The following is a 25,620-nucleotide window of genomic DNA, read 5'->3' on the forward strand; positions in this document are numbered from 1 at the left end:
CTTACCCCAGTAACGGTATTTTTGTGGTGGCGAGTTTAATGATGATGTACAGCACCACCAGCGCCAGCGGAAATGCGACTAATCGCGCCTGCTGACTGCGCGCCCGACGATTATCGAGCGCAATAAAACCCAAAACGATGTAAATGATAACCCCAAACAGCTTTTCAGTCAGCCATGTCCCGTGCTCAGTGAATGGCAGGATGTGCGCTTTAACCATTAACGCCACGCCGCTGAGTAATAAAACGGTATCCACAACCGGTGGCACAATGCGCGTCCAGCGTGCGCAGGCAAGACGCGAGTCGGTGTAACGCCACCAAAAACGCAGCGTCAGCAAGCCAACGGAAAGCGCAATACTGATGAGATGAATGTTGAGTAACACACTGAAGGTACTCATGATGGGATGCGTCCAAGCGTAATACGCTCGTTGCCGCCATAATCACGACAGGTTTCAACCGCCTGGTAACCCGCACGAGTAAAGACGTCCCGGACGGCCTGCCCCTGCTGCCAGCCATGTTCCAGCAACAGATAGCCGCCGGGCGTTAACACGCGCTGAGACTGGTCAATGATATGCACAATATCCGCCAGCCCCCGATCGCCCGCCACCAGTGCCGACAGAGGTTCAAAGCGTACATCGCCTTGCGCCAGATGCGGATCCTGTTCGTCGATATACGGCGGATTGCTGACAATCATATCAAACTGCTGTCCCTGCAAAGCGCTGAACCAGTTGCTTTGCAGCACGCAAACATTGTCGATGCCCAGATGCTGTTTGTTGCGAGTGGCCAGCGCAACAGCATCCGGCATGCGGTCAACCGCCGTTACCGCGCAATCCGGACGTTCGGTTGCCAATGCCAGCGCAATGGCGCCCGTGCCGGTTCCCAAATCGAGAATGCGGCACGCTGACGCCGGCAGGCGAGCCAGCGCCTGTTCCACCAGACACTCAGTATCCGGACGAGGGATAAGCGTAGCCGGAGACACAAACAGCGGCAGCGACCAGAACTCCCGCACGCCGGTTAAATGCGCCACCGGCTCACCCCGCTGACGGCGCTCCAGTAATGTGTCGAGCTGTTGACGCTGCGCCTCGGTTAATACCGTTTCACCGAAAGCCAAAATAAAGGTGCGTCCCTTACCGGTAACAAACTCGAGCAAAATCTCGGCGTCACGGCGCGGGCTTTCACTTGCCTGTAATTGGCTTATCGCTTCACGCAGCCAGTGCTGATAATCCATTAATCCTGCTCGGACAACGCCGCCAGTTGGTCGGCCTGGTATTCCTGGACAATTGGCTCAATGAGCATATCCAGTTTGCCTTCCATCGCTTCATCCAGACGGTAGAGCGTCAGGTTAATGCGGTGATCGGTCACGCGACCCTGCGGGAAGTTATAGGTACGGTTGCGATCGCTGCGATCGCCGCTGCCCAACAGATTGCGACGTTCAGAGGCTTCGGCCTGTTGACGTCTTGCCACTTCGGCGGCACGAATTCGCGCCCCCAGCACCGACATCGCTTTCGCTTTGTTTTTATGCTGCGAACGTTCGTCCTGGCATTCCACTACGATACCGGTCGGCAAGTGGGTAATACGGATTGCGGAGTCGGTGGTGTTAACGTGCTGACCCCCTGCGCCTGATGAGCGGAAGGTATCAATACGCAGATCGGCCGGGTTGATGTCCGGCAGTTCGGCATCTGGTAGTTCCGGCATGACCGCGACCGTACAGGCCGAGGTGTGAATACGGCCCTGTGACTCCGTCGCAGGTACGCGTTGCACACGATGCCCACCGGACTCAAATTTCAGTCGACCGTACACGCCTTCGCCGCTAATTTTAGCAATGACTTCTTTAAACCCGCCATGTTCGCCTTCGCTGGCGCTCATGATCTCTACCCGCCAGCGACGCGATTCAGCGTAACGGCTGTACATGCGGAACAGATCGCCGGCAAACAGCGCGGCCTCATCACCACCGGTTCCCGCACGCACTTCGAGGAAGGCGTTACGTTCGTCATCAGGATCTTTAGGCAACAGCAGAACCTGCAGATGTTGCTCCAACTGCTCGCATTTATCTTTTGCTTCACGCAGTTCATCCTGCGCCATTTCACGCATTTCAGGATCGTCGAGCATCATCTGAGCCGTCTCGATATCTTCCTGAACCTGTTGCCAGTCCGTAAAACAGCGAGATACATCGCTTAATTGCGCATATTCGCGCGACAGCGCACGAAAGCGTTCCTGGTCTGCGATAGTACCCGCATCCCCGAGCAGCGCCTGAACTTCTTCATGGCGTTCATGCAGGGCTTCCAGTTTGGCAACGATAGAAGGCTTCATAGGCGTAAATGCACCCTGTAAAAAATAAGATTGGTGTGCTGCTACTCCAGCCCGAGGCTGTCGCGCAGAATATTCAGGCGTTCACTATCCCCGTCACGGGCGGCCTGTTGAAGTGATTTGGTTGGTGCATGGATCAAGCGGTTGGTCAGTTTCCAGGCCAGATCCTGCATAATGGCTTGCGCATCACCACCCTGTTGAAGAGCAGCCAACGCTTTGGCAGTCAGTTCATCACGGATCTGTTCTGACTGACTGCGATACTCGCGGATAGTTTCACTTGCGCCCTGAGCGCGTAGCCAGGCCATAAATTCGCTGGTTTCCTGCGCCACAATGGTTTCGGCTTCCACGGCCGCCGCTTTGCGCTGGGCCAGGTTATGCGAAATGATGCTTTGCAGGTCGTCAACGCTGTACAGATAGGCGTTGGACAACTTACCCACTTCCGGCTCGACATCGCGCGGTACGGCGATATCCACCAGCAGCATAGGTTGATTACGGCGATTCTTAAGCGCGCGCTCCACCATTCCTTTGCCGATAATCGGCAGCGGGCTGGCGGTAGAACTGATAATAATATCGGCATCCTGTAAACGCGCGTCGATATCACTCAGCGAAATCACTTCGGCGCCGACTTCATCCGCCAGCACCTGCGCACGCTCGCGGGTACGGTTGGCGATGATCATCTTCTTCACTTGATGCTCACGCAGGTGTCGCGCCACCAGCTCAATGGTTTCGCCTGCGCCCACTAACAGCACGGTCACCGTGGAGAGCGATTCAAATATCTGCCGCGCCAGCGTACAGGCGGCAAAAGCCACGGACACGGCGCTGGCACCGATGTCTGTTTCTGTACGTACACGTTTAGCGACAGAGAATGATTTCTGGAACATGCGCTCCAGCGCACTGGCGTTCAGGTGACCTTTTTGCGAATCCGCAAAAGCTTTTTTCACCTGCCCCAGAATCTGCGGTTCACCAAGCACCAGCGAATCCAGACCGCTGGCAACACGCATCAAATGACTGACGGCGTCGTTGTCCTGGTGCCAGTACAGGCTATTGCGCAAGTCTTCTTCATTAAGATTATGGTAATCGCACAGCCAGCGAACCAGCGCTTCTTGCAGGTTATCCTGCTCTTCAACGCTGAGATACAGTTCCGTACGGTTACACGTCGACAGCACCACCCCGCCCTGCACCATTGGCTGCGCAAGCAGGCTGTCCAGCGCCTGATCGAGCGTATCCGGCGAAAACGTTACGCGTTCTCGCAGCGATACAGGTGCCGTTTTATGGTTAATACCAAGCGCTAAAAGGGTCATGTGTGCGGGAATAGTACCAGCGTTGATAAGGTTAGACTGGGTGCATCATACAGGATGCGTGCGGTCAATAAAAGAGACTGCCCCCTTTTGGAGTAATAGCTTAGTGCACAAATTTGAGCGATTTAAGATAACTTGAACGTAGACGATGTATGATGGCGGCGCTAGCATTAAGAGTTATAACTGCAACGTATCTCAAGGATTTGTCATCATTATGACCCTGCCTGATTTTCGCCTGATTCGCCTGCTGCCGCTCGCGGCCCTGGCTCTTACCGCCTGTACGCTCAATGCGCCGAAAGGTCCCGGCAAAAGCCCTGACTCTCCACAGTGGCGCCAGCACCAGCAGGAAGTACGCGCCCTGAACCAATATCAGACGCGCGGTGCATTTGCGTATATTTCCGATCAACAGAAAGTCTATGCCCGCTTTTTCTGGCAACAAACCGGACAGGATCGCTACCGTCTCCTGCTGACCAATCCCCTGGGCAGCACTGAACTGGAACTCAATGCCCAGCCGGGCAACGTCGAACTTGTCGATAACAAAGGCAAGCACTACACCGCTGACGACGCCGAAGAGATGATTGGTAAGCTGACCGGCATGCCTATTCCATTGAATAGCCTGCGCCAGTGGATCCTTGGCCTGCCGGGAGACGCCAGCGATTACAAACTCGACGATCAGTATCGTCTGAGTGAAGTGAACTACAGCAAAGACGGTAAAAACTGGAAAGTGGTCTATAGCGCCTACGACAGCAAAATTAATCCTGCGATGCCGGCAAACATGGAACTGTCCGACGGCGATCAGCGTATTAAGCTGAAAATGGATAACTGGATTGTGAAATGATGACCCACTGGCCCTCTCCGGCAAAACTGAATCTGTTTTTATACATCACCGGGCAGCGTGCGGACGGTTATCACACTTTGCAAACGCTATTCCAGTTTCTTGATTATGGCGACACGATAGGTATTGTGCTGCGTGGCGACGGCGAAATCCGCCTGTTAACGCCGGTGGAAGGCGTTGCACATGAAGACAATCTCATTGTCCGTGCGGCGCGCTTGCTGATGAAGGCGGCGTCTGAAAGCGATCGCCTTCCCAAAGGGAGCGGCGCCGATATCAGTATCGAAAAACGCCTACCGATGGGCGGCGGTCTTGGCGGAGGTTCGTCGAATGCGGCTACCGTCCTGGTGGCGCTGAATCACCTTTGGCAGTGCGGACTTTCGGTTGATGAACTGGCAGGACTCGGCTTAACGCTGGGGGCGGACGTTCCCGTATTCGTGCGCGGCCATGCGGCCTTTGCTGAAGGCGTAGGTGAAATTCTGACCCCGGTCGAGCCAGAGGAAAAATGGTATCTGGTCGCACACCCGGGAGTCAGTATTCCGACGCCGGTGATTTTTAAAGATCCCGACCTCCCGCGCAACACGCCAAAAAGGTCAATAAAAACGTTACTAAAATGTGAATTCAGCAATGATTGCGAGGTTATCGCAAGAAAACGTTTTCGCGAGGTTGATGCGGCGCTTTCCTGGCTGTTAGAATACGCGCCGTCGCGCCTGACTGGTACAGGGGCTTGTGTCTTTGCTGAATTTGACACTGAGTCTCGTGCTCGCCAGGTGCTTGAGCAAGCCCCGGAATGGCTCAAAGGCTTTGTGGCGAAAGGTGTCAACCTCTCCCCATTGCACAGAGCGTTACTCTAAATCGTTCGGGTTTCAGGAAGATGGCGAAATATGCCAGCACACATGAAACGTGAAAGATGACGAGTAAGCCGGGCAAGCTGAGTTGCGGTGACAACGTCACCCTGTTCCAGACGTTGCATCGCGCTCTTTAATACACCGCATGGAGAGGATACTGCCTGGCCCGCACAGTTTTCGGCAGATTCTTTCCACCAATGGACGCATGCCTGAGGTTCTTCTCGTGCCTGATATGAAGCTTTTTGCTGGTAACGCCACCCCGGAACTAGCACAACGTATTGCCAACCGCCTGTACACTTCACTCGGCGACGCCGCTGTAGGTCGCTTTAGCGACGGCGAAGTCAGCGTACAAATTAATGAAAATGTACGCGGTGGTGATATTTTCATCATCCAGTCCACTTGTGCCCCTACTAACGACAACCTGATGGAATTGGTCGTTATGGTTGATGCGCTGCGCCGTGCTTCCGCAGGCCGTATCACCGCCGTTATTCCTTACTTCGGCTATGCACGTCAGGATCGTCGCGTACGTTCCGCTCGTGTACCGATTACTGCTAAAGTCGTCGCTGATTTCCTGTCCAGCGTTGGCGTTGACCGCGTCCTCACCGTTGACCTGCATGCTGAACAGATCCAGGGTTTCTTTGACGTACCGGTTGATAACGTATTCGGTAGCCCGATCCTGTTAGAAGACATGCTGCAGCTGAATCTGGACAACCCGATTGTGGTTTCTCCGGACATCGGTGGTGTCGTGCGTGCCCGCGCTATCGCTAAACTGCTGAACGATACCGACATGGCTATCATCGACAAACGACGCCCGCGCGCGAACGTTTCTCAGGTGATGCACATTATTGGTGACGTTGCAGGTCGTGACTGCGTGCTGGTTGATGATATGATCGATACCGGCGGTACGCTGTGTAAAGCAGCAGAAGCACTGAAAGAACGTGGTGCAAAACGCGTATTTGCTTACGCTACCCACCCGATCTTCTCAGGTAATGCGGCAAACAACCTGCGCAATTCAGTGATTGATGAAGTCGTTGTCTGTGACACTATTCCACTGACTGACGAAATCAAAGCACTGCCAAACGTGCGTACATTGACCCTATCGGGTATGCTGGCCGAAGCGATTCGTCGTATCAGCAACGAAGAATCCATCTCTGCTATGTTCGAGCATTAATCGAGCCCGGCTCAAAAACCCGCTGCGGCGGGTTTTTTTATCTGCAACATCTATTTGTATGACTTATGCCTCCTTCACCTGCCATTTAGTTGACAGATGATGCGCTCATGGATGAAACATTATTGTGAACAGATTATTTTCCTCACATGTGATGCCTTTCCGCGCCCTCATCGACGCTTGTTGGAAAGAAAAATATACCGCTTCTCGCTTTACCCGCGACCTGATCGCCGGGATAACCGTTGGGATCATTGCCATTCCGCTGGCGATGGCCCTGGCAATAGGCAGTGGCGTGGCGCCGCAGTACGGCTTGTATACCTCAGCCGTGGCTGGGATTGTTATCGCCCTTACCGGGGGTTCACGTTTTAGCGTATCTGGACCAACTGCCGCCTTCGTGGTGATTCTGTATCCGGTGTCGCAACAGTTTGGGCTGGCAGGCCTGCTGGTCGCAACGCTAATGTCCGGGATATTCCTGATCCTTTTCGGCCTCGCCCGTTTTGGTCGCCTGATCGAATATATCCCGGTATCCGTTACGTTAGGTTTTACATCGGGTATTGGTATCACCATCGGTACCATGCAGATTAAAGATTTTCTCGGTCTGCAAATGGCCCATGTCCCGGAGCACTACCTGCAAAAGGTCGGCGCGCTGTTTATGGCCCTGCCAACCCTCAACGTTGGCGATGCCGCAATTGGCGTGGTGACGCTGGGGATCCTGATTTTCTGGCCGCGTCTGGGGATCCGACTGCCGGGCCACCTTCCTGCACTGCTGGCAGGCTGTGCGGTAATGGGGATTGTGAACCTGACCGGCGGCCATGTCGCCACCATCGGTTCTCAGTTCCACTACATTCTGGCTGATGGCTCGCAGGGTAATGGCATCCCGCAGTTGCTGCCGCAACTGGTATTACCGTGGGACATGCCGGAGTCAAACTTTACCCTGAGCTGGAGTTCGTTACAGGCGCTGTTACCGGCCGCCTTCTCCATGGCGATGCTCGGGGCGATTGAATCTCTACTGTGCGCCGTCGTACTTGATGGGATGACTGGCACCAAGCATAAAGCCAACAGTGAGCTGATTGGCCAGGGCCTGGGTAACATCGTGGCACCGTTCTTCGGTGGTATCACCGCCACGGCGGCAATTGCCCGTTCTGCGGCAAACGTCCGCGCCGGGGCGACCTCACCAATTTCAGCGGTCATCCACGCGATTCTGGTGATCCTTGCCCTGCTGGTGCTTGCGCCGCTGCTTTCCTGGTTACCGCTTTCCGCCATGGCCGCCCTGCTGCTGATGGTGGCATGGAACATGAGTGAAGCGCATAAAGTGGTGGATCTGCTGCGTCATGCGCCAAAAGACGACATCATTGTCATGCTTATGTGTATGTCGCTGACGGTGCTATTCGACATGGTGATCGCCATCAGCGTCGGTATCGTTCTCGCCTCCCTGCTGTTTATGCGTCGTATCGCGCGCATGACGCGTCTGGCGCCGGTCAACGTAGACGTACCTGACGATGTGCTGGTGCTGCGCGTTATTGGCCCACTTTTCTTTGCCGCTGCGGAGGGATTATTTACCGATCTCGAATCGCGTATTGCAGGTAAACGTATCGTGGTCTTGAAGTGGGACGCGGTCCCGGTACTGGATGCCGGTGGTCTGGACGCTTTCCAGCGTTTTGTAAAACGCCTCCCGGAAGGATGTGAACTGCGGATCAGTAATCTGGAATTCCAGCCGTTACGTACCATGGCGCGCGCGGGCATTCAGCCGATTGCTGGACGCCTGACGTTCTTCCCGAATAAAGACGCCGCGCTGGCAGATATCAGCTGACGTGTAGCCCGGCCAAGCGAAGCGCCGCCGGACTACAAATGACAGGCAAAAAAATGGCTCCCGGGTGTGGGAGCCATTTTTATAATCAGCTTATTGCTTACGCGTTCAGCAGTTGCTCAGCTGTCGCTTTCACGCTTGCCAGCAGGACTTTAACATCCTCCAGACACACCGTTGGGTTCAGCAGCGTCAGCTTCAGGCAGGTTACGCCATCCGCTTCGGTCACGCCAACATTGGCGCTACCAGAAGCCAGCAGAACGTCGCCAATACGCTGGTTCAACAGCGCAACGAACGCCATGTCGTCACTGTGCGGACGGAAACGGAACAGCACGCTTGCCAGTTGCGGCTCCATCACCAGTTCCAGGTGTGGCTGCGTTTTCACAAACGCAGCCACATCACGCGCCAGCGTTACGCCGTTATCAATGATTTCGGCATACTTCTTTTTGCCCAGCGCTTCGAGCCCCATCCACAGCTTCAGCGCGTCAAAACGGCGCGTGGTCTGCAGCGATTTCGACACCAGATTCGGTACGCCCGCCTCTTCATCAAAATCAGAGTTCAGGTACGCCGCCTGGTAACGCATCAGCTCGTAATGACGCGCGTCTTTCAGCAGGAACGCGCCGCAGCTGATGGTCTGGAAGAACTGTTTGTGGAAGTCCAGCGTCACGGAATCCGCCAGTTCAAGGCCGTTCAGGAAGTGACGATACTGCTCAGAAAGCAGTAACGCCCCGCCCCATGCTGCATCCACATGCATCCAGATCTGGTGTTCTGCCGCCAGCGCCGCAATGTCCGCTAACGGATCGATTGCGCCCGCATCGGTAGTACCAGCAGTGGCGACAATCGCCATCACCTGTTCGCCGTTGGCTTTCGCCTGGGCCAGCTTGTCTTTCAGGTCAGCCAGATCCATGCGTGAGAACGCATCGGTCTTCACCTGGGTGACGGAACGGTAACCCAGCCCCATCAGCGCCATGTTCTTCTGCACAGAGAAGTGCGCGCTTTCAGAGCAAAATACTTTGATTTTGCTCAGGTCGCCGGTCAGACCATTCTGCTGAATGGAATGCCCCTGGCGGGCAAAGAAGGCGTCGCGCGCCAGCATCAGGCCCATCAGGTTGCTTTGGGTGCCACCGCTGGTGAACACGCCCGCGTCGCCTGCCGCATAGCCCACCTGCTCACGCAACCATTCGATCAGTTTGATCTCAATGATGGTCGCCGACGGGCTCTGATCCCAGGAGTCCATACTCTGGTTGGTGGCGTTGATCAACACTTCTGCCGCCTGGCTAATCACCAGGCTCGGGCAGTGCAGGTGCGCCACGCACTGCGCATGGTGAACCAACAAGCTGTCTTTCAGAAAGTATTCAACCGCACGCTCAATAGCGGCCTGGTTGCCCAGGCCCTGAGACGTAAAATTCAGGTTGATACGTTCGCGCAGTTGCTCAACGGTTTTGCCCTGATACATCTCAGGCTGCTTCAACCATTCAACGACCGCTTGCGTACTCTGCTCGATAGCGTCCTGGTAGGCAGCAATGCTTTGTGCCGAGCCGGACAGAATCGGATTTACGTCTGACATTCGATCCAACTCCGTTTAAACCGGCTTCACGCCAGCGCCCAGCAGGGCATTTTCGAATTTATCGAGGAAAATCTCCAGCTCTGCGTTGGTGATCAACAGAGACGGCAGCAGACGCAGTACGCAACCGTTACGGCCGCCACGCTCCAGAATCAGGCCGTTTTCGAAACATTTTTTCTGCAGCAGCGCGGAAAGCTCTCCATCGGCCGGGTAGCAGCCCATGTGATCCTGCGCTTCGTTCGGCTTAACGATTTCCAGACCAATCATCAGGCCCAGACCACGTACCTGGCCGATAACCGGGTAACGTTTCTGCAGGTCAGTCAGTTTGCCTTTCAGCCACTCGCCCTGCGCAGCAACTTTATCGGCAATCTTGTCGTCTTTGAGGATTTTCAGCGTTGTCAGACCGGTCGCCATCGCCAGTTGGTTGCCGCGGAAGGTGCCAGTGTGGTGGCCCGGGGCCCACGCATCGAACTGCTTTTTAATGCCCAGTACCGCCAGTGGCAGACCGCCACCAACCGCTTTGGACATCACGATGATATCCGGCTCAATACCGGCGTGTTCGAAGGCGAACAGTTTACCCGTGCGCGCGAAGCCAGCCTGAACTTCATCGATAATCAGCAGAATGCCGTGTTCCTGGGTCACTTTACGAATACGCTGCAGCCACTCGATCGGAGCCGGGTTTACCCCGCCTTCGCCCTGCACCGCTTCGAGGATCACGGCAGCCGGTTTACGCACGCCGCTCTCAACGTCGTTGATCAGGTTTTCGAAGTAGTAGGTCAATGCTTTGACGCCAGCGTCGCCGCCGATACCCAGCGGGCAACGGTACTGATGCGGATACGGCATAAACTGCACTTCCGCCATCATGTTGCTGACGGCTTCTTTCGGCGACAGGTTGCCGGTCACGGACAGCGCGCCGTGGGTCATCCCGTGGTAGCCACCGGAAAAGCTGATGATGCTGGAACGGCCGGTAACTTTCTTCGCCAGCTTCAGCGCCGCTTCAACGGCATCGGCACCGGACGGCCCGGTGAACTGCAGGCAATACTCTTTGCCCTGGCCCGGTAATAAAGAAAGTAAATACGATGAGAATTCATCTTTTAACGGTGTGGTAAGGTCAAGCGTATGTAACGGTAAGCCGCTTGTGATGACACTTTGAATGCTCTGCAGCACTTCAGGATGATTATGACCAAGCGCCAGGGTTCCGGCACCTGCCAGGCAATCAAGATATTGATTATTTTCTACGTCAGTAATCCAGACGCCCTGCGCTTTAGCAATCGCTAATGGCAGTTTACGTGGATAGCTGCGGACATTAGATTCAAACTCAGCCCTGAGAGATCCCCTCATAATTTCCCCAAAGCGTAACCATGTGTGAATAAATTTTGAGCTAGTAGGGTTGCAGCCACGAGTAAGTCTTCCCTTGTTATTGTGTAGCCAGAATGCCGCAAAACTTCCATGCCTAAGCGAACTGTTGAGAGTACGTTTCGATTTCTGACTGTGTTAGCCTGGAAGTGCTTGTCCCAACCTTGTTTCTGAGCATGAACGCCCGCAAGCCAACATGTTAGTTGAAGCATCAGGGCGATTAGCAGCATGATATCAAAACGCTCTGAGCTGCTCGTTCGGCTATGGCGTAGGCCTAGTCCGTAGGCAGGACTTTTCAAGTCTCGGAAGGTTTCTTCAATCTGCATTCGCTTCGAATAGATATTAACAAGTTGTTTGGGTGTTCGAATTTCAACAGGTAAGTTAGTTGCTAGAACCCATGGCTCCTTTGCCGACGCTGAGTAGATTTTAGGTGACGGGTGGTGACAATGAGTCCGTGTCGAGCGCTGATTTTTTCGGCCTTTAGAGCGAGATTTATACAATAGAATTTGGCATGAGATTGGATTGCTTTTAGTCAGCCTCTTATAGCCTAAAGTCTTTGAGTGACTAGATGACATATCATGTAAGTTGCTGATAGGTTTCCAGTTTTCCGCTCCTAGGTCTGCATATTGTACTTTTCCTCTTACTCGACTTAACCAGTACCAACCCAGCTTCTCAACGGATTTATACCATGGCACTTTAAAGCCAGCATCACTGACAATGAGCGGTGTGGTGTTACTCGGTAGAATGCTCGCAAGGTCGGCTAGAAATTGGTCATGAGCTTTCTTTGAACATTGCTCTGAAAGCGGGAACGCTTTCTCATAAAGAGTAACAGAACGACCGTGTAGTGCGACTGAAGCTCGCAATACCATAAGTCGTTTTTGCTCACGAATATCAGACCAGTCAACAAGTACAATGGGCATCGTATTGCCCGAACAGATAAAGCTAGCATGCCAACGGTATACAGCGAGTCGCTCTTTGTGGAGGTGACGATTACCTAACAATCGGTCGATTCGTTTGATGTTATGTTTTGTTCTCGCTTTGGTTGGCAGGTTACGGCCAAGTTCGGTAAGAGTGAGAGTTTTACAGTCAAGTAATGCGTGGCAAGCCAACGTTAAGCTGTTGAGTCGTTTTAAGTGTAATTCGGGGCAGAATTGGTAAAGAGAGTCGTGTAAAATATCGAGTTCGCACATCTTGTTGTCTGATTATTGATTTTTCGCGAAACCATTTGATCATATGACAAGATGTGTATCCACCTTAACTTAATGATTTTTACCAAAATCATTAGGGGATTCATCAGAACTCAGCCTGTCTTGCTAAAAAGGTATCATTGCTCTGTGGTAATGAATTAGCACTTAAAGTATCAATACGGACTTTATCCGTCATCATATCACTCCTACAACCAGGTGTAGATTAACGCCTGATTGAATAAATGGTTATAAGGGTTACCTGTAAAAAAGCGCGGCTAATATATGTTGTTTTAGCCCTGGACTCAATCATTTATTTTTCAACACATTTAGCGGGTGTTTTTTCTTTATAATTCAAAGTGTAACAGCCACCCTTCATTACGAAATCCTAAAGAAATATATCTATTTAATTAACAATTACCGTAGCCAATTGCAACGCATACGATGTTATAAAAACCATGTAATTTTCATGTTTTTATTATTTTTTTACACGTTTTTACCATTAATAATGTACGCGTTTTCTTGTTACGACATGATTTTTCACTTATTTGTCGATAAATCGAATAAAAAAGTCGATCCCTAAATATAAATCACTTAGTATGGCGCGCTTATTTGCAGGCTATGTAAATAAAATTAATGCGCAGCACCCGGTAACGCGTACAGGCGACACGCGTTTTCGACAACAGGAATTCCCTGGGTTGTCAGCAGAAATGTTCGCGGGCGGACATTTCGTAAGGCGAACACCGTTTCCCCTTATGCCGAGAATGAAAATTTTCTAGCCATACTTTTATGGCGCCCTGATATGAGATTGTTATGACTCGCATTTATCCACCATCCGTCGTTGCCAAATTTGGCGGCACCAGCGTCGCTGATTTTGATGCGATGAACCGAAGCGCCAGCATTGTCCTTGCTGATCAAGATGTCCGTTTAGTCGTGCTGTCTGCTTCAGCAGGCGTTACAAACTTACTGGTCGAGCTTTCTGAAGGTCTGGAAACGCATCAACAATTAGATAAGCTTGAGACCTTACGCGCCATCCAATACAACATTATTTCCCGCCTGAAGCAGCCGTCCGTTATCAGCACGGAAATCGATAATCTTCTCAACAACATCCGCCATCTTGCACAAACGGCGACCGTTTCACCGTCTGATGCGCTAAGCGATGAATTGGTCAGTCACGGCGAGCTGATGTCCTCTTTACTGTTTACTGAAGTCTTACGTGAACGGCATGCCGAGGCCGGGTGGTTTGACGTCCGCAGCGTGATGCGTACCAACTCGAGTTTCGGCTGCGCCGAACCCGAACTCAGTACCCTGCACCACCTGGTGGAGACTCACCTGCGCCCTCGTCTTGAGCAAGCGATTATGGTGACCCAGGGGTTTATCGGCCGGGATGCCGCAGGGCATACCACTACGCTGGGACGCGGTGGTAGTGATTACACGGCGACGCTTCTCGGTGAGGCGCTTCACGCCGCACGCGTGGACATCTGGACCGATGTCGCAGGGATCTACACCACCGATCCGCGCATTGCGCCGCGGGCCAAACGGATTGACCACATCTCATTTTCCGAGGCCAGCGATATGGCCGCCTTCGGTGCGAAGGTCCTCCACCCGGCTACGCTGCTTCCGGCAATGCGTAAAAGCATTCCGGTTTTTGTTGGCTCAAGTAAGGATACGGCTGCCGGTGGTACGCTGGTGCATAACACCACCGACAACCCACCTCGCTATCGTGCGCTTGCCGTGCGCCGTAAACAGACGCTGTTGCGATTACATAGTCTGGAGACACAACCGTCCGGTTCTTTCCTGGCGCAGTCCTTCGCCATTTTAGCTCGCCACGCGGTCACGGTGGATTTGGTTACAACCTCAGAGAACAGTATTGCGCTGGCGCTGGACGCGACTCACGCTACCTCAGGTGAAGATCATATACTGACCAGCGCATTGTTTACCGCATTATCCTCCCACTGTCGTGTGGAAGTGGAAACCGGATTGGCATTGGTGACTTTGGTGGGGAATCGGCTGACTCAGGCGGCGGGAGTTTGCAAAGACGTTTTTGCCTGGCTTGAAGGGCATACGGTGCGAATGATTTGCCACGGCGCGTCAAATGACAACCTGTGTTTCCTGTTGCCCGCTGAAGACGCGGATAGCGCGGTTAAAACGTTACATTATCGGTTATTCGAATAACGTTTCTTATATTCCGTAGCGAATATAAAAGTGCGTTCTATGCAAGGATAATGAACAAGCAGAGTCCTGGTTTTTCAACCAGGACTTTGTATTCAAACCGCAGCCCTCTCTGCCGGGAAACGATTTAGTTATGACGATGAGTGGTATCACCGCGACGACAGCGTTTGTCATAATGGCGTACCCACCAGTAACGGTCACTGATTTGCTCGTGCCCGCCCACTCTGGCTCCCGCCAACCACAGAACACCACCTACAAAAATACTGAGCACGGCACCATGTGCGAAAAACTGTGGCAGATTAAATTGCGGCAATTGGTTTAAAATAGAGTAACCAACACCCCCCACCATCACCACCAACCCTAAAGCCATGAGCACGTTACCGAGTAACGAAGCGTTTTTGCGTTTCATGTGTCACCTCCGGAACTTTGGGTTGCTACAGGGAATACCCCTAATCCTTATGTGTAAAGTATAGACAACACTGCCGTTCGCAAGTGCGGGAGCGATCACAATTACAAACACTCGCGCAACAAAACTTTACAAATAAGCTACTGAACATACTCAATTTCTAATAGTCCATTTGTGCAATTATTCAGCTTTTGGCGATTAGTACGCAGTTTTTTGTCAAGAGCAGCGTCAGACAGTAAACTACACGTCGTTTATGGAAACACTCAGGACAAAACACGTGACGATTAAATTGATTGTCGGCCTGGCGAACCCCGGCGCAGAGTATGCGGCAACGCGACACAACGCAGGCGCATGGTATGTCGATTTACTGGCAGAGAGATTACGCGCGCCCCTGCGTGATGAGCCGAAATTCTTCGGCTACACCTCCAGAGTAACGCTCGAAGGGGAAGATGTCCGTTTGCTGGTACCGACCACATTTATGAATCTCAGCGGCAAGGCAGTAGGTGCGATGGCCAGTTTTTATCGTATCAATCCCGATGAAATTTTGGTCGCGCACGACGAATTAGACCTGCCGCCTGGCGTGGCAAAATTTAAGCTCGGTGGCGGTCATGGCGGACATAATGGCCTGAAAGACATCATCAGCAAGTTGGGCAATAACCCCAACTTTCATCGTTTACGCGTGGGAATTGGTCATCCGGGTGATAAAAACAAAGTTGTCGGATTTGTTTTAGGCAAACCGCCTGTTTCAGAACAGAAGTTAATTGATGAAGCAATTGACGAAGCGGCACGTTGTACCGAGATTTTATTCAAAGATGGCCTGACCAAGGCAACGAGCCGGTTACACACCTTTAAAGCGCAATAAGCAGGGATGTGCGGCATTTTTCTCGCGTGCTGTGTATAATAGGCAGAGTTATTTACTTTTCTACAATCTGTTTTCCATAACAGGTTGAATATCAAAAGATTAAGGTGATTTAAACATGGGATTCAAATGCGGTATCGTCGGTTTGCCAAACGTAGGCAAATCCACCCTGTTCAACGCGCTCACAAAAGCGGGTATTGAAGCGGCAAACTTCCCGTTCTGTACTATCGAGCCGAACACAGGTGTTGTCCCGATGCCCGATCCGCGTCTGGATCAGTTGGCCGAAATCGTCAAACCGCAGCGTATCCTGCCAACAACGATGGAATTCGTCGACATTGCCGGTCTGGTAAAAGGCGCGTCCAAAGGCGAAGGTCTGGGTAACCAGTTCCTGACGAACATCCGTGAAACCGAAGCTATCGGCCACGTGGTTCGCTGCTTTGAAAACGACAACATCATCCACGTTAATAACAAAGTGGATCCGGCTGACGACATTGAGGTTATCAATACCGAACTGGCGCTGTCTGACCTGGATACCTGTGAGCGCGCTATCCATCGCGTACAGAAGAAGGCCAAAGGCGGCGATAAAGACGCTAAAGCGGAACTGGCTGCACTGGAAAAATGCCTGCCACAGCTGGAAAACGCTGGCATGCTGCGTGCGTTGAAAACGCTGACCGATGAAGACAAAGCGGCTATCAAATACCTGAGCTTCCTGACGCTGAAGCCAACCATGTATATCGCCAACGTCAACGAAGACGGTTTTGAAAACAACCCATACCTCGATAAAGTGCGTGAAATCGCCGCAGCTGAAGGCTCCGTGGTTGTTGCAGTTTGCGCTGCCGTTGAAGCTGACATCGCAGAACTCGATGATGCTGACCGTGAAGAATTCATGGCTGAAATGGGTCTGGAAGAACCTGGTCTGAACCGCGTAATCCGCGCTGGTTACGAACTGCTGAACCTGCAGACCTACTTCACCGCTGGCGTGAAAGAAGTTCGTGCATGGACCATTCCTGTTGGCGCAACGGCTCCGCAGGCGGCGGGTAAAATTCATACTGACTTCGAGAAAGGCTTTATCCGCGCACAAACCATCGCGTTTGAAGATTTCATCACCTATAAAGGTGAACAGGGCGCGAAAGAAGCCGGTAAGATGCGTGCAGAAGGTAAAGATTACATCGTTAAAGATGGCGATGTGATGAACTTCCTGTTCAACGTCTAAATAAAACTTCTCGTCTCATGAGGTTTCATCAAATCTCATGAATATCGAAAAAGTCTATAAAATCCACGCAATTGCGTGGATTTTTTCATTTCATAGAGTGTGCATCTGTCTCGTAACGAGACAGTACAAACAAGGACTCGTTATGCTCACCGGCACTCAATGCCGTAATGCTAAACCTAAAGTTGGCCTGGACCACGAAGTAAAACCTTACAGGCACAAAATAACCCTCAGATGTCGCTGCCGTTTTATGAATTTCATTCATAGCGGCTATTTAATGTGCGTAATTATCTTTCCTCCCGACTTCGTTAGTCTTGGTCACATGCGGACACACTCATTATGTCCTGATATGACCAGCCTGAGTGGCTGGCCAAAGGTATCGTCTGATAGGGGTTAAATACTCTTATCGAAGAAGACGTCCAGCTTTTGCAAAGCCTTGTCGACGTACTCAGGAACCCAATACGTCTCGATATGGGTAGCGCCATCGATCAGGAAGAGTTCTTTGTCTTTTGTACCGGTGGCTTTCGCAAACGCATCTTCCGTCATATAGAGCGTATCGGCTTTTGTACCAGCAATCATCAGCAGCGGTTTATTGATGAGATTGATATGGTCCGTAACGTCAAAACTCATCAAATCTAACAGGCTACTTGTCGTGTATTTAAACGTAGAGTTCGGGTGCGCGTGAGTTTTCCAGTAGTACTCATAGCCCTGTCGATATAAGGCAAAAGGTAACTTAGCGATCTGTTCATCAGTCAGATTGGCATCACCGGAGTACAGGACTTCGCCTCCGGAAGCTTCCTGAGCACGTGCGTCAGAAGCCTGCTGAAGACGCTGCTGAATAGTATCCAGCTGTGAGTCCTGAAAACCGTTGCGGCGCACCAGGCCTGAATTAAACATGCTGATGGTTGCGATCGATTTAAACCGTTGATCCGTTTCGGCCGCAACAAGTGAATAACCGCCACCTCCGCAAATACCCAGCAGACCGAGGCGGGAAGTATCCACTCCCGGATACTGGCTGATGTAGTCAGCCATGCCGTGGATATCCTCGATGCGATTAGCGGGTTTATCCACGCTGCGAGGCATCCCACCGCTCGCGCCCTGATAAGCCGCGTCGGCAGTAATCGTGATGTAGCCCTGCTCGGCGAGACGCTGGGCATACAAACCTGCGACCTGCTCTTTTACGCCGCCATTCGGATGTGCAACCACCACGGCAGGGTATTTTTTGGCGGGATCGTAGTTAGCAGGGGTATAGACATTCGCAGCTATCTGTATGCCATGCAGATCGTACTTCACCGGATGAATGTTGACCTTGCCTTTGACGTTCTCAGTAATGGCGCCGTCATAGGCCAGGGTGAATGGATTTTTTTTGTAATCAGCCGCATTGACTGAGGTGGCCCCGGTTATTGCCGTGAGCAGTATTGCAGTTAACAGATTGAATTTCATGGTCTCTCCCGATGAGTTTCAGGCTTGCGGATTTAAATGTGCAGACTCAGGTTAGAGAGAGAGGCCTGTCAGCATCGTGACAGGTAAATAACATTTTTGTCAGCAAGCAGGCTGAGATGGCTTCATGTTTCTGACAATGCTGTCAGGTAAGCGTCAGCTTTATGTTGGCAATCAAGAGGCAGAATAAGCCCGATTGAACAGTTAAGAGGAAATCCCGTTATGCGCCTGTTGCTAGTCGAAGATGAAGAAAAAACGTCAACCTATCTCAACCGTGCGTTGAGTGAATCCGGATTTACGGTAGATGTCTCTGCAGATGGCGCAGAAGGTCTTCATTACGCGCTGGAGCTTGACTACGACGCGATAATCCTTGATGTGATGCTGCCGGGGATGGATGGCTACCGGGTACTCGAGGGGGTGCGGGCCGTCAAACAAACGCCGGTACTGATGCTCTCGGCCCGCGGTTCGGTCGACGAGCGCGTCAAAGGGCTTCGGCTTGGCGCGGATGATTATCTCCCCAAACCCTTCTCTCTTATCGAACTAGTGGCGCGCATTCAGGCTCTGGTGCGTCGCCGCTCCACGGATGGCGCAGACATCACCCAACTGCAAATTCACGATCTGCATCTCGACCTGCTGGCCCGCCGCGTATTTCGCGCCGGAACGCGACTTGAGTTGACCGCAAAAGAGTTTTCCCTGTTAAGTCTTCTGGCCCGGCATCAGGGGGAGATCCTGTCAAAAATGATGATTGCTGAGCAGATATGGGACATGAATTTTGACAGCGATGCCAATGTGGTTGAAGTCGCCATTAAACGTCTGCGAGCCAAAGTGGATGCCCCATTCGACGTCAAACTGTTACATACCGTTCGTGGCATGGGATATGTCCTCGAAGTCCGGTCGAAATAAATGAAGAGGCTCAGCATGCCTAAACGTTCCATCTCCGTTCACCTGGCGCTGATGTTTGCCTTATCCGCGCTGCTGATTGTGTCCATTATCGGTATCTTGCTCAGAAGCTCCTTACATGACTCTTTGCAAAAGCAGATGCACAACGAACTGTTGTTCCGGGAATCATTAATGAGTCCGTGGATCGCCGCACGAACCTCGGCTGACGGCTGGTCGACGTTGGCTAATAAATTTACTCTGCTAACCAATTCTGAAGGTGAGCGCGTTCGCTACTGGATAGTGAGCGATAACCCGCGCTTTAGCATGGGGGGAATACCACCGGTGGGCATTCAGTGGTCTTCTTTGCAGGAGGGATTTAATAAAGTGCCCGGCGCATCGGAAGGTGCATGCTCACTGTTCCTGTTAGTGAAAACCATCCCTGCCAACGGTGAAAGGCCTGAGCTGCGCTATGTGGTTGCCATCGACTCTACGCCGTATATGGGCACACTTGATGCGTTCACACGGACGCTGCTGATTATTGCCGCGCTGGGCGTACTGATTGTCGCCTTACTGGGATACGTTGTTTCACGGATTGGCCTGCGTCCGGTGGACATGCTCAGTCAGCAGGCACAACACCTTGCACCAGGTGACCATGGCCAGCGCCTGAATACCCGCGCGTTGCCCGAAGAACTGCAGCAACTGGCATCATCATTTAACGGCGTGTTAGAGCGTCAGGAAATCGCCTGGCGACAGCTCGAGAGCTTTAATGCCGATGTTGCGCATGAACTTCGTACCCCGCTGACTAACCTGATCGGTCAGACGCAACTCGGGCTATCACGCCGACATTCACAAGATGAACTGGAAGAGTTATTGGGTTCCAATCTGGAAGAGCTTGAACGCATGACGTCGATAGTTAACGACATGCTGTTCCTGTCTCATGCGCACGCGGGTGAACATGCTTCCCAGCTTACGCAAGTCTCCCTGCGCGAAGAAACACTGAAAACAGCGGAATATGTTGAACCCTCTTTTGCTGAAAAACAGCTTTCGCTGGAGGTTGAGGGCGACGTCACGGCGCATATCGACAGGCGGCTGTTTCACCGTTCACTGGCTAATTTGCTGGAAAATAGCGCCAGGCATTCCCCCTCCAATAGCACGGTTACGGTGCGCTTAAGCGAAAAAGGCAATCAAGCTTGTGTAGACGTTTCTAACCCTGGCGATCCGATAGCGCCAGAGCACTTACACCGGCTTTTCGAACGGTTCTATCGTGTTGACACCTCCCGAGCCAGGAGTGATACCCATCATGGGCTGGGCCTGTCGATCGTCCGCGCCGTCGCCATTATGCACCGGGGAGATGTCTTTGCCCGTAGCGAGAACGGTATCAATACCTTTGGCCTGACGTTTGCTAAACAGCCTGACGCTATCCGACCCGGGAGACTGATTTCAGAGACAAAATCGGGATCTCCGCGCGCAAAGACTTCTGACAAAATTGTCAGAGAGTCGTCAGTCTGATGTCAGGCTATCTGCGCCAGAATCACTGCTGATACTCACCACGGCTGATTGAAGGAATGAAACAGTGAGAATGAAAAAGGTATTTAGCGGGTTTCTGGCGATGATGGTCATGGGGCTTCTGGGGCAGCCCGCGTTCGCATCAGAGGATTCATCCGCACACGCCCGCACGCTGATTATCTACTTTTCACAACCAGAGGAGATGAAACCTGGTGCCGTGGATGGTTTTTCCGGGGCCAGCGTATTACAAAAAAATACGCCAGAGACCGGCAGCACGCAGTTTATTGCGCAACTGATTCAGAAGCAGACTCACGGCGACCTGTTTCGCATTGAAACCGCCACTCCCTACCCTCGCCAGCATGATGCACTTTTGCGCGTTGCCGAAAAGGAACAGCAAACGAAAGCCAGACCCTCGCTAAAAACGCCGCTCCCTGACCTGAGCAGTTACGACACCATTTACGTCGGCTACCCCATCTGGTGGTATACCATGCCAATGGTGATATACAGCCTCTTTGAGCAAAATGACTTTGCAGGCAAAACGGTCGTTCCCTTTACCACCCATGGTGGCAGCAGGTTAGCCGACTCCCTGCGAGAAATTGCTCGCATGCAGCCACAGGCCAAATTAGTCACTCGTGCGCTCGCGATCTCGCGCAACGATATTTCAGCTCCTGACGTACCCGCGCAGGTTGAGCAATGGGTAAAACAAGTCCAGCCACAGCGTTAATCCCTCGACATGAAGAAAATTTATATTTTTCAGGTCATGCAGGATGCGCTGATGACGTTACTTCTGTTGGTATTGATGGGATTTCACCTTCACGGTGAAATCGTGCATGAATGGGCGGGTATTATTTTTACGCTGCTCATCATGCTGCATTTATATCTTAACCGGCATCGCTTGTGGTCACTGTCGCCCAATATTCCGTTAACCATGCTGGTAGTTAACAGAATCATTAATGCAGTGACATTCGTTGTCATTCTGACCGCGATTGTATCGGGCATGATGCTGTCCCGACATATCCTTCTGGACCAGGCGTTCCACAACCCTGCGAGCTGGGTCAGGAAAGTACACATGACGTCGGTCCACTGGGGAATGCTCATTCTGGCGCTGCATATCGGGTTGCACTGGAAAATGCTGGCAACCTTTTTCTGCCGGGTCCTGAACATCTCCAGCAATTCATTCTTTGCAAATGTCATGATGCCAGGAGTTTTTTCGCTAATCGCACTACTGGGATTGTACGAATTACTAAACCGGGACTATCTCGATTATTTGTTGATGAAGGTCGATTTCTCCTTTTTCGATTACGATGAATCTGCCCTACTTTTTTATCTACGCTACCTGGCCATCATTGTTTTATTTTCATTAATGACACGGTTTTCGCTTTGGTGCCTTATTTTTAGAAAAGACAAAGCAGCATCACCATAATAAGGGTTAACTGACAGAATTGTCAGGCTGGCGTCAGTCTGACGACATCTCCCCCTGATTAGAATCATTGCAGACCCTCTCCATCATTGTAGATAAGGACGCTTTGCATGATCAGACATTTACGTTACCTCGGGCTGTTACTGCCCCTCTTTACGTTTTCATCCTGGGCGGCGGAGCAAAATCCCGCTGTCCATATCGCCACCGCCGGAAGCCAGAATGCGGTGTACGGGGCAGCAGAGAACTTTACCGGTCGCGTCCGGGTTGATCCTCTCTTCAAACCAGATAACGAAATTAGCGTTTCCGGGGCTTATGTCACCTTTGAGCCAGGTGCTCGTTCCGCCTGGCATACGCATCCGGCAGGGCAGCGGCTGATTGTGACCTCGGGAATTGGGCTTACCCAACAAGAAGGCCAGCCGGTGCAGGTCATCCGCGCTGGCGACGTTGTCTCTTGCCCGGCGGGCGTCAAACACTGGCACGGGGCGGCACCCGGCAGCGCAATGACGCACCTGGCGATAACCGGGATTGTGGATGGCAAAAGCGTTAACTGGATGGAGAAAGTGACAGATGAACAATACCACGCCCATTAAGGCATTAACGGCAGCGGTACTGCTGACCTTTGGTTTGGGTCTCACGGCACATGCTGCGCCCGTCAATAAAGGAGCCTCAGAAATGAACCACGAACAAACGGTTTCAGATACGCTGTCAGCTCGCCAGCAAGCCATCCCGTTGATTGCGGCATCAATGGCCAGCAGTCAGATGGATAAGCTGAATGCGGCACTGAATCAGGGGCTTGATGCAGGACTCACGATAAACGAGACCAAAGAGATTCTCGTCCAGCTCTATGCCTATACGGGATTTCCCCGTAGCCTGAACGCGCTGAATGAACTGATGAAAGTCGTCGAAGCACGTAAACAACGTGGCGTTGAAGACGTTGAAGGTAAAGAGCCGGTCGCCGCCATCCCTGTCGGAGATGAGCTTCGCCGTGTCGGTACCGCAAACCAGACTAAAATCTCCGGCGCCCCCGTCCAGGGACCTCTGTTTGATTTTGCCCCGGTCATTAATCAATTTCTACAAACGCATCTGTTCGGCGACATTTTCGCCCGCGATAACCTCGACTGGCAAAGCCGCGAGCTGGCAACGGTTGGCGCATTAGCCGCCACGCCGGGCGTTGAAGCTCAGCTGTTATCGCATACGCGAGCCAGCATGCGAGTCGGCCTGACGGCAGCGCAACTGCGCCAACTGGCACAAGTTCTGCGTGAACATGGCGAAGAAGATGCGGCTACGCGGGCGGAACAGGCGCTGCAACGGGCGTTAGCAAACAGTTAGGCGTTGGTTTGAGACGATACGGTGCTAATACTCCGCATTCATGAGTCTGCCAAATAAGGGCAATCAAAGGTGCTAAATAATTCACGCTGACAACTCAGATATGATTGAACGGCAAACATAACAGAGGATGTAATCTTGAAAACTGTCTTAAAAACGCTGGCCATCTGCGCGATGGCGGGTGGCATGGTGGCTCAGTCGGTATACGCCGAGCCGCTGGTCATTCAGGAACAGGGAAGCTTTTCTGCTGGTGGCACTATCATCACCGCACCAGGGAAATTTGACGCGAAAACGCCGCTGGACTCTGCGGGTCAAACCTGGCATGGCGATCATGCGTCTGTGTTCTACCAAATTCCGGAAAATCCGCATAAATACCCTATCGTCATGCTGCACGGCGCAGGTCAGTTTTCCCGCACCTGGGAAACCACGCCGGATGGTCGCGAAGGGTTCCAGAACATATTCCTGCGTCGTGGATTCTCTACTTATCTTGTCGATCAGCCCCGCCGGGGCAGCGCCGGGCGCACGACGGTAGAAGGTACGGTTACGCCTAAACCGGATGAACAGATGTGGTTTAACCAGTTCCGCGTTGGCGTGTGGCCAGAGTATTTTCAGGGCGTTCAGTTTTCTCACGACAAAGAAGCCCTGAATCAGTATTTCCGTCAGATGACCCCAAATACCGGGCCGTTTGATATCAATGTTATCTCTGATGCGATGTCCGCCGTCGTGGAAAAATCCGGCCCGGCTATCCTCTTCACCCACTCTCAGGGTGGCGGACCAGGCTGGTACACGGCGATGAAAAATGACAAGGTCAAAGCCATTGTCGCCTTCGAGCCTGGTAGCAGCTTTGTCTTCCTGGAGAAAGAGCTCCCTGCCCCAATGCCAAGCGCGTTCGACACGCTGAAGGGTGAACCGGTGCCGATGGAGCAGTTTATGGCACTGACTAAAATTCCGATTCTGATTATTTACGGCGATAACATCCCGGATAAACCTGTCGCCATGCCCGCGCAGGACAGCTGGCGCGTACGTCTGGCAATGGCTCGCGAGTGGCGTGACGTGGTGAACAAGCATGGCGGGGATGTCACTGTGACGCATCTGCCTGAAGTGGGAATCAAAGGGAATACCCACTTCCCGTTCTCTGATTTAAATAATGTGCAGATTGCTGATATGGTGAGTAAATTCCTGGAGGAAAAAGATCTACAATAGGAAGAGCTAGTATTGAGCCTTCATTAGTGAAGGCTCACTATAAATGTCATTTTTATCAAAAAAAAATGGGAATGTGACGGTCTGGTATGAGCGAGGAGGTAATGACTCCAACTTATTGATAGTGTTTTATGTTCAGATAATGCCCGATGACTTTGTCATGCAGCTCCACCGATTTTGAGAACGACAGCGACTTCCGTCCCAGCCGTGCCAGGTGCTGCCTCAGATTCAGGTTATGCCGCTCAATTCGCTGCGTATATCGCTTGCTGATTACGTGCAGCTTTCCCTTCAGGCGGGATTCATACAGCGGCCAGCCATCCGTCATCCATATCACCACGTCAAAGGGTGACAGCAGGCTCATAAGACGCCCCAGCGTCGCCATAGTGCGTTCACCGAATACGTGCGCAACAACCGTCTTCCGGAGCCTGTCATACGCGTAAAACAGCCAGCGCTGGCGCGATTTATCCCCGACGTATCCCCACTGTTCGTCCATTTCCGCGCAGACGATGACGTCACTGCCCGGCTGTATGCGCGAGGTTACCGACTGCGGCCTGAGTTTTTTAAATGGCGGAAAATCGTGTTGAGGCCAACGCCCATAATGCGGGCGGTTGCCCGGCATCCAACGCCATTCATGGCCATATCAATGATTTTCTGGTGCGTACCGGGTTGAGAAGCGGTGTAAGTGAACTGCAGTTGCCATGTTTTACGGCAGTGAGAGCAGAGATAGCGCTGATGTCCGGCAGTGCTTTTGCCGTTACGCACCACCCCGTCAGTAGCTGAACAGGAGGGACAGCTGATAGAAACAGAAGCCACTGGAGCACCTCAAAAACACCATCATACACTAA

General features: G+C 52.3%; 23 protein-coding genes and 2 pseudogenes. 14 read left to right on the forward strand and 11 right to left on the reverse strand.

Annotated features, from left to right (window positions below; all coding sequences use genetic code 11):
* Position 1 precedes the first annotated feature (1 nt).
* Genes sirB2 through hemA form a run of 4 tightly spaced genes read right to left on the reverse strand, consistent with a single transcriptional unit; the run spans position 2 to position 3,604 of the window.
* Positions 2-394, reverse strand: a complete 393-nt coding sequence (gene sirB2, locus GPJ68_RS13215; protein WP_053389598.1) for an invasion regulator SirB2 — start codon at positions 392-394, stop codon at positions 2-4.
* Entirely contained in the window at positions 391-1,224 is an 834-nt protein-coding gene (gene prmC / locus GPJ68_RS13220; RefSeq protein ID WP_016156740.1) for a peptide chain release factor N(5)-glutamine methyltransferase, read from the reverse strand. The genes sirB2 and prmC overlap by 4 nt, the downstream gene beginning before the upstream one ends.
* Positions 1,224-2,306 carry a peptide chain release factor 1 gene (gene prfA / locus GPJ68_RS13225; protein ID WP_016153293.1) on the reverse strand — a complete coding sequence of 361 codons (1,083 nt, stop codon included), beginning with the start codon at positions 2,304-2,306 and terminating at the stop codon, positions 1,224-1,226. The genes prmC and prfA overlap by 1 nt, the downstream gene beginning before the upstream one ends.
* Positions 2,307-2,347: 41 nt before the next feature.
* Positions 2,348-3,604, reverse strand: coding sequence for a glutamyl-tRNA reductase (hemA, locus tag GPJ68_RS13230; protein WP_016153294.1), 1,257 nt, complete (start codon positions 3,602-3,604; stop codon positions 2,348-2,350).
* Positions 3,605-3,815: 211 nt separating this feature from the next.
* Between hemA and lolB the strand changes: the two genes are divergently transcribed.
* From lolB to dauA, 4 genes are all read left to right on the forward strand, one after another.
* The gene (lolB, locus tag GPJ68_RS13235) at positions 3,816-4,439 is read left to right on the forward strand and encodes a lipoprotein insertase outer membrane protein LolB (RefSeq protein ID WP_016156741.1); all 624 of its coding nucleotides are present in this window, start codon (positions 3,816-3,818) and stop codon (positions 4,437-4,439) included.
* Positions 4,436-5,287, forward strand: coding sequence for a 4-(cytidine 5'-diphospho)-2-C-methyl-D-erythritol kinase (ispE, locus tag GPJ68_RS13240; RefSeq protein WP_016156742.1), 852 nt, complete (start codon positions 4,436-4,438; stop codon positions 5,285-5,287). Before lolB ends, ispE begins: the two co-directional genes overlap by 4 nt.
* 217 nt (positions 5,288-5,504) lie before the next feature.
* Positions 5,505-6,452 carry a ribose-phosphate diphosphokinase gene (gene prs / locus GPJ68_RS13245; RefSeq protein WP_001518537.1) on the forward strand — a complete coding sequence of 316 codons (948 nt, stop codon included), beginning with the start codon at positions 5,505-5,507 and terminating at the stop codon, positions 6,450-6,452.
* A 124-nt stretch (positions 6,453-6,576) separates the two neighbouring features.
* Complete coding sequence (gene dauA / locus GPJ68_RS13250; RefSeq protein ID WP_029139565.1) at positions 6,577-8,259, forward strand: C4-dicarboxylic acid transporter DauA; 1,683 nt, start codon at positions 6,577-6,579, stop codon at positions 8,257-8,259.
* A 97-nt stretch (positions 8,260-8,356) separates the two neighbouring features.
* Here dauA and GPJ68_RS13255 read toward each other — a convergent pair whose 3' ends face one another.
* From GPJ68_RS13255 to GPJ68_RS25385, 4 genes and pseudogenes are all read right to left on the reverse strand, one after another.
* Positions 8,357-9,820, reverse strand: coding sequence for an aspartate aminotransferase family protein (locus GPJ68_RS13255; protein ID WP_103283771.1), 1,464 nt, complete (start codon positions 9,818-9,820; stop codon positions 8,357-8,359).
* A gap of 15 nt (positions 9,821-9,835) precedes the next feature.
* Positions 9,836-11,143, reverse strand: a pseudogene (locus GPJ68_RS13260) (diaminobutyrate--2-oxoglutarate transaminase); the annotation flags it as partial.
* 11 nt (positions 11,144-11,154) lie between these two features.
* Complete coding sequence (locus GPJ68_RS13265) at positions 11,155-12,363, reverse strand: IS4-like element ISVsa5 family transposase (RefSeq protein WP_001339197.1); 1,209 nt, start codon at positions 12,361-12,363, stop codon at positions 11,155-11,157.
* Between the two features lie 106 nt (positions 12,364-12,469).
* Positions 12,470-12,559 (reverse strand): annotated as a pseudogene (locus GPJ68_RS25385) (hypothetical protein); the annotation flags it as partial.
* A 611-nt stretch (positions 12,560-13,170) separates the two neighbouring features.
* Here GPJ68_RS25385 and lysC point away from each other — a divergent pair.
* Entirely contained in the window at positions 13,171-14,532 is a 1,362-nt protein-coding gene (lysC, locus tag GPJ68_RS13270; RefSeq protein ID WP_104652216.1) for a lysine-sensitive aspartokinase 3, read from the forward strand.
* 124 nt (positions 14,533-14,656) lie between these two features.
* On the opposite strand, the gene ychH is transcribed toward lysC, so the two are convergent.
* Positions 14,657-14,938, reverse strand: a complete 282-nt coding sequence (gene ychH / locus GPJ68_RS13275; RefSeq protein ID WP_016153301.1) for a stress-induced protein YchH — start codon at positions 14,936-14,938, stop codon at positions 14,657-14,659.
* 274 nt (positions 14,939-15,212) lie between these two features.
* On the opposite strand from ychH, the gene pth reads away from it, so the two are divergent.
* Together pth and ychF are read left to right on the forward strand one after the other, a co-directional pair.
* Positions 15,213-15,797: an aminoacyl-tRNA hydrolase gene (gene pth / locus GPJ68_RS13280; RefSeq protein WP_016153302.1), complete on the forward strand. Its 585-nt coding sequence runs from the start codon at positions 15,213-15,215 to the stop codon at positions 15,795-15,797.
* A 115-nt stretch (positions 15,798-15,912) separates the two neighbouring features.
* Complete coding sequence (ychF, locus tag GPJ68_RS13285; RefSeq protein WP_016153303.1) at positions 15,913-17,007, forward strand: redox-regulated ATPase YchF; 1,095 nt, start codon at positions 15,913-15,915, stop codon at positions 17,005-17,007.
* A gap of 390 nt (positions 17,008-17,397) precedes the next feature.
* Here the strand turns inward: ychF and GPJ68_RS13290 are convergent, their stop codons facing one another.
* Positions 17,398-18,447 carry an alpha/beta hydrolase gene (locus GPJ68_RS13290; RefSeq protein WP_016153322.1) on the reverse strand — a complete coding sequence of 350 codons (1,050 nt, stop codon included), beginning with the start codon at positions 18,445-18,447 and terminating at the stop codon, positions 17,398-17,400.
* A 219-nt stretch (positions 18,448-18,666) separates the two neighbouring features.
* On the opposite strand from GPJ68_RS13290, the gene GPJ68_RS13295 reads away from it, so the two are divergent.
* The 7 genes from GPJ68_RS13295 (at position 18,667) to GPJ68_RS13325 (ending at position 24,778) form a co-directional block, all read left to right on the forward strand.
* Entirely contained in the window at positions 18,667-19,347 is a 681-nt protein-coding gene (locus GPJ68_RS13295) for a heavy metal response regulator transcription factor (protein WP_180836704.1), read from the forward strand.
* 15 nt (positions 19,348-19,362) lie between these two features.
* Positions 19,363-20,832, forward strand: a complete 1,470-nt coding sequence (locus tag GPJ68_RS13300) for a heavy metal sensor histidine kinase (RefSeq protein WP_180836706.1) — start codon at positions 19,363-19,365, stop codon at positions 20,830-20,832.
* Positions 20,833-20,902: 70 nt separating this feature from the next.
* Positions 20,903-21,553 carry a flavodoxin gene (locus GPJ68_RS13305; protein ID WP_046275297.1) on the forward strand — a complete coding sequence of 217 codons (651 nt, stop codon included), beginning with the start codon at positions 20,903-20,905 and terminating at the stop codon, positions 21,551-21,553.
* Between the two features lie 51 nt (positions 21,554-21,604).
* Positions 21,605-22,252: a DUF4405 domain-containing protein gene (locus tag GPJ68_RS13310; RefSeq protein WP_180836708.1), complete on the forward strand. Its 648-nt coding sequence runs from the start codon at positions 21,605-21,607 to the stop codon at positions 22,250-22,252.
* 107 nt (positions 22,253-22,359) lie between these two features.
* Positions 22,360-22,839: a cupin domain-containing protein gene (locus GPJ68_RS13315; protein ID WP_047416686.1), complete on the forward strand. Its 480-nt coding sequence runs from the start codon at positions 22,360-22,362 to the stop codon at positions 22,837-22,839.
* Positions 22,817-23,578 (forward strand): carboxymuconolactone decarboxylase family protein, encoded by a 762-nt coding sequence (locus tag GPJ68_RS13320; protein WP_137352333.1) that lies wholly within the window; start codon positions 22,817-22,819, stop codon positions 23,576-23,578. The genes GPJ68_RS13315 and GPJ68_RS13320 overlap by 23 nt, the downstream gene beginning before the upstream one ends.
* 135 nt (positions 23,579-23,713) lie before the next feature.
* On the forward strand, positions 23,714-24,778 hold the full coding sequence (locus GPJ68_RS13325) for an alpha/beta fold hydrolase (protein ID WP_180836710.1): 1,065 nt from the start codon (positions 23,714-23,716) through the stop codon (positions 24,776-24,778).
* A 112-nt stretch (positions 24,779-24,890) separates the two neighbouring features.
* Here GPJ68_RS13325 and GPJ68_RS13330 read toward each other — a convergent pair.
* A protein-coding gene (locus GPJ68_RS13330; protein WP_235611130.1) for an IS1-like element IS1B family transposase occupies positions 24,891-25,588 on the reverse strand; the annotation gives its coding sequence in 2 pieces (ribosomal slippage) (positions 24,891-25,339 and positions 25,339-25,588; 699 coding nt in all).
* Between the last annotated feature and the right edge of the window lie 32 nt (positions 25,589-25,620).

Origin of the sequence: Citrobacter sp. 172116965 (assembly GCF_013458095.1) — a bacterium.
Lineage (GTDB): Bacteria > Pseudomonadota > Gammaproteobacteria > Enterobacterales > Enterobacteriaceae > Citrobacter > Citrobacter braakii.

Bases quoted from the DNA above. Each gene is read 5' to 3' on its own strand.
- sirB2 (WP_053389598.1), bottom strand. From the start codon at position 394: ATGAGTACCTTCAGTGTGTTACTCAACATTCATCTCATCAGTATTGCG.
- prmC (WP_016156740.1), bottom strand. From the start codon at position 1,224: ATGGATTATCAGCACTGGCTGCGTGAAGCGATAAGCCAATTACAGGCA.
- prfA (WP_016153293.1), bottom strand. From the start codon at position 2,306: ATGAAGCCTTCTATCGTTGCCAAACTGGAAGCCCTGCATGAACGCCAT.
- hemA (WP_016153294.1), bottom strand. From the start codon at position 3,604: ATGACCCTTTTAGCGCTTGGTATTAACCATAAAACGGCACCTGTATCG.
- lolB (WP_016156741.1), top strand. From the start codon at position 3,816: ATGACCCTGCCTGATTTTCGCCTGATTCGCCTGCTGCCGCTCGCGGCC.
- ispE (WP_016156742.1), top strand. From the start codon at position 4,436: ATGATGACCCACTGGCCCTCTCCGGCAAAACTGAATCTGTTTTTATAC.
- GPJ68_RS13255 (WP_103283771.1), bottom strand. From the start codon at position 9,820: ATGTCAGACGTAAATCCGATTCTGTCCGGCTCGGCACAAAGCATTGCT.
- GPJ68_RS13265 (WP_001339197.1), bottom strand. From the start codon at position 12,363: ATGTGCGAACTCGATATTTTACACGACTCTCTTTACCAATTCTGCCCC.
- lysC (WP_104652216.1), top strand. From the start codon at position 13,171: ATGACTCGCATTTATCCACCATCCGTCGTTGCCAAATTTGGCGGCACC.
- ychH (WP_016153301.1), bottom strand. From the start codon at position 14,938: ATGAAACGCAAAAACGCTTCGTTACTCGGTAACGTGCTCATGGCTTTA.
- ychF (WP_016153303.1), top strand. From the start codon at position 15,913: ATGGGATTCAAATGCGGTATCGTCGGTTTGCCAAACGTAGGCAAATCC.
- GPJ68_RS13290 (WP_016153322.1), bottom strand. From the start codon at position 18,447: ATGAAATTCAATCTGTTAACTGCAATACTGCTCACGGCAATAACCGGG.
- GPJ68_RS13295 (WP_180836704.1), top strand. From the start codon at position 18,667: ATGCGCCTGTTGCTAGTCGAAGATGAAGAAAAAACGTCAACCTATCTC.
- GPJ68_RS13300 (WP_180836706.1), top strand. From the start codon at position 19,363: ATGCCTAAACGTTCCATCTCCGTTCACCTGGCGCTGATGTTTGCCTTA.
- GPJ68_RS13305 (WP_046275297.1), top strand. From the start codon at position 20,903: ATGAAAAAGGTATTTAGCGGGTTTCTGGCGATGATGGTCATGGGGCTT.
- GPJ68_RS13310 (WP_180836708.1), top strand. From the start codon at position 21,605: ATGACGTTACTTCTGTTGGTATTGATGGGATTTCACCTTCACGGTGAA.
- GPJ68_RS13315 (WP_047416686.1), top strand. From the start codon at position 22,360: ATGATCAGACATTTACGTTACCTCGGGCTGTTACTGCCCCTCTTTACG.
- GPJ68_RS13320 (WP_137352333.1), top strand. From the start codon at position 22,817: ATGAACAATACCACGCCCATTAAGGCATTAACGGCAGCGGTACTGCTG.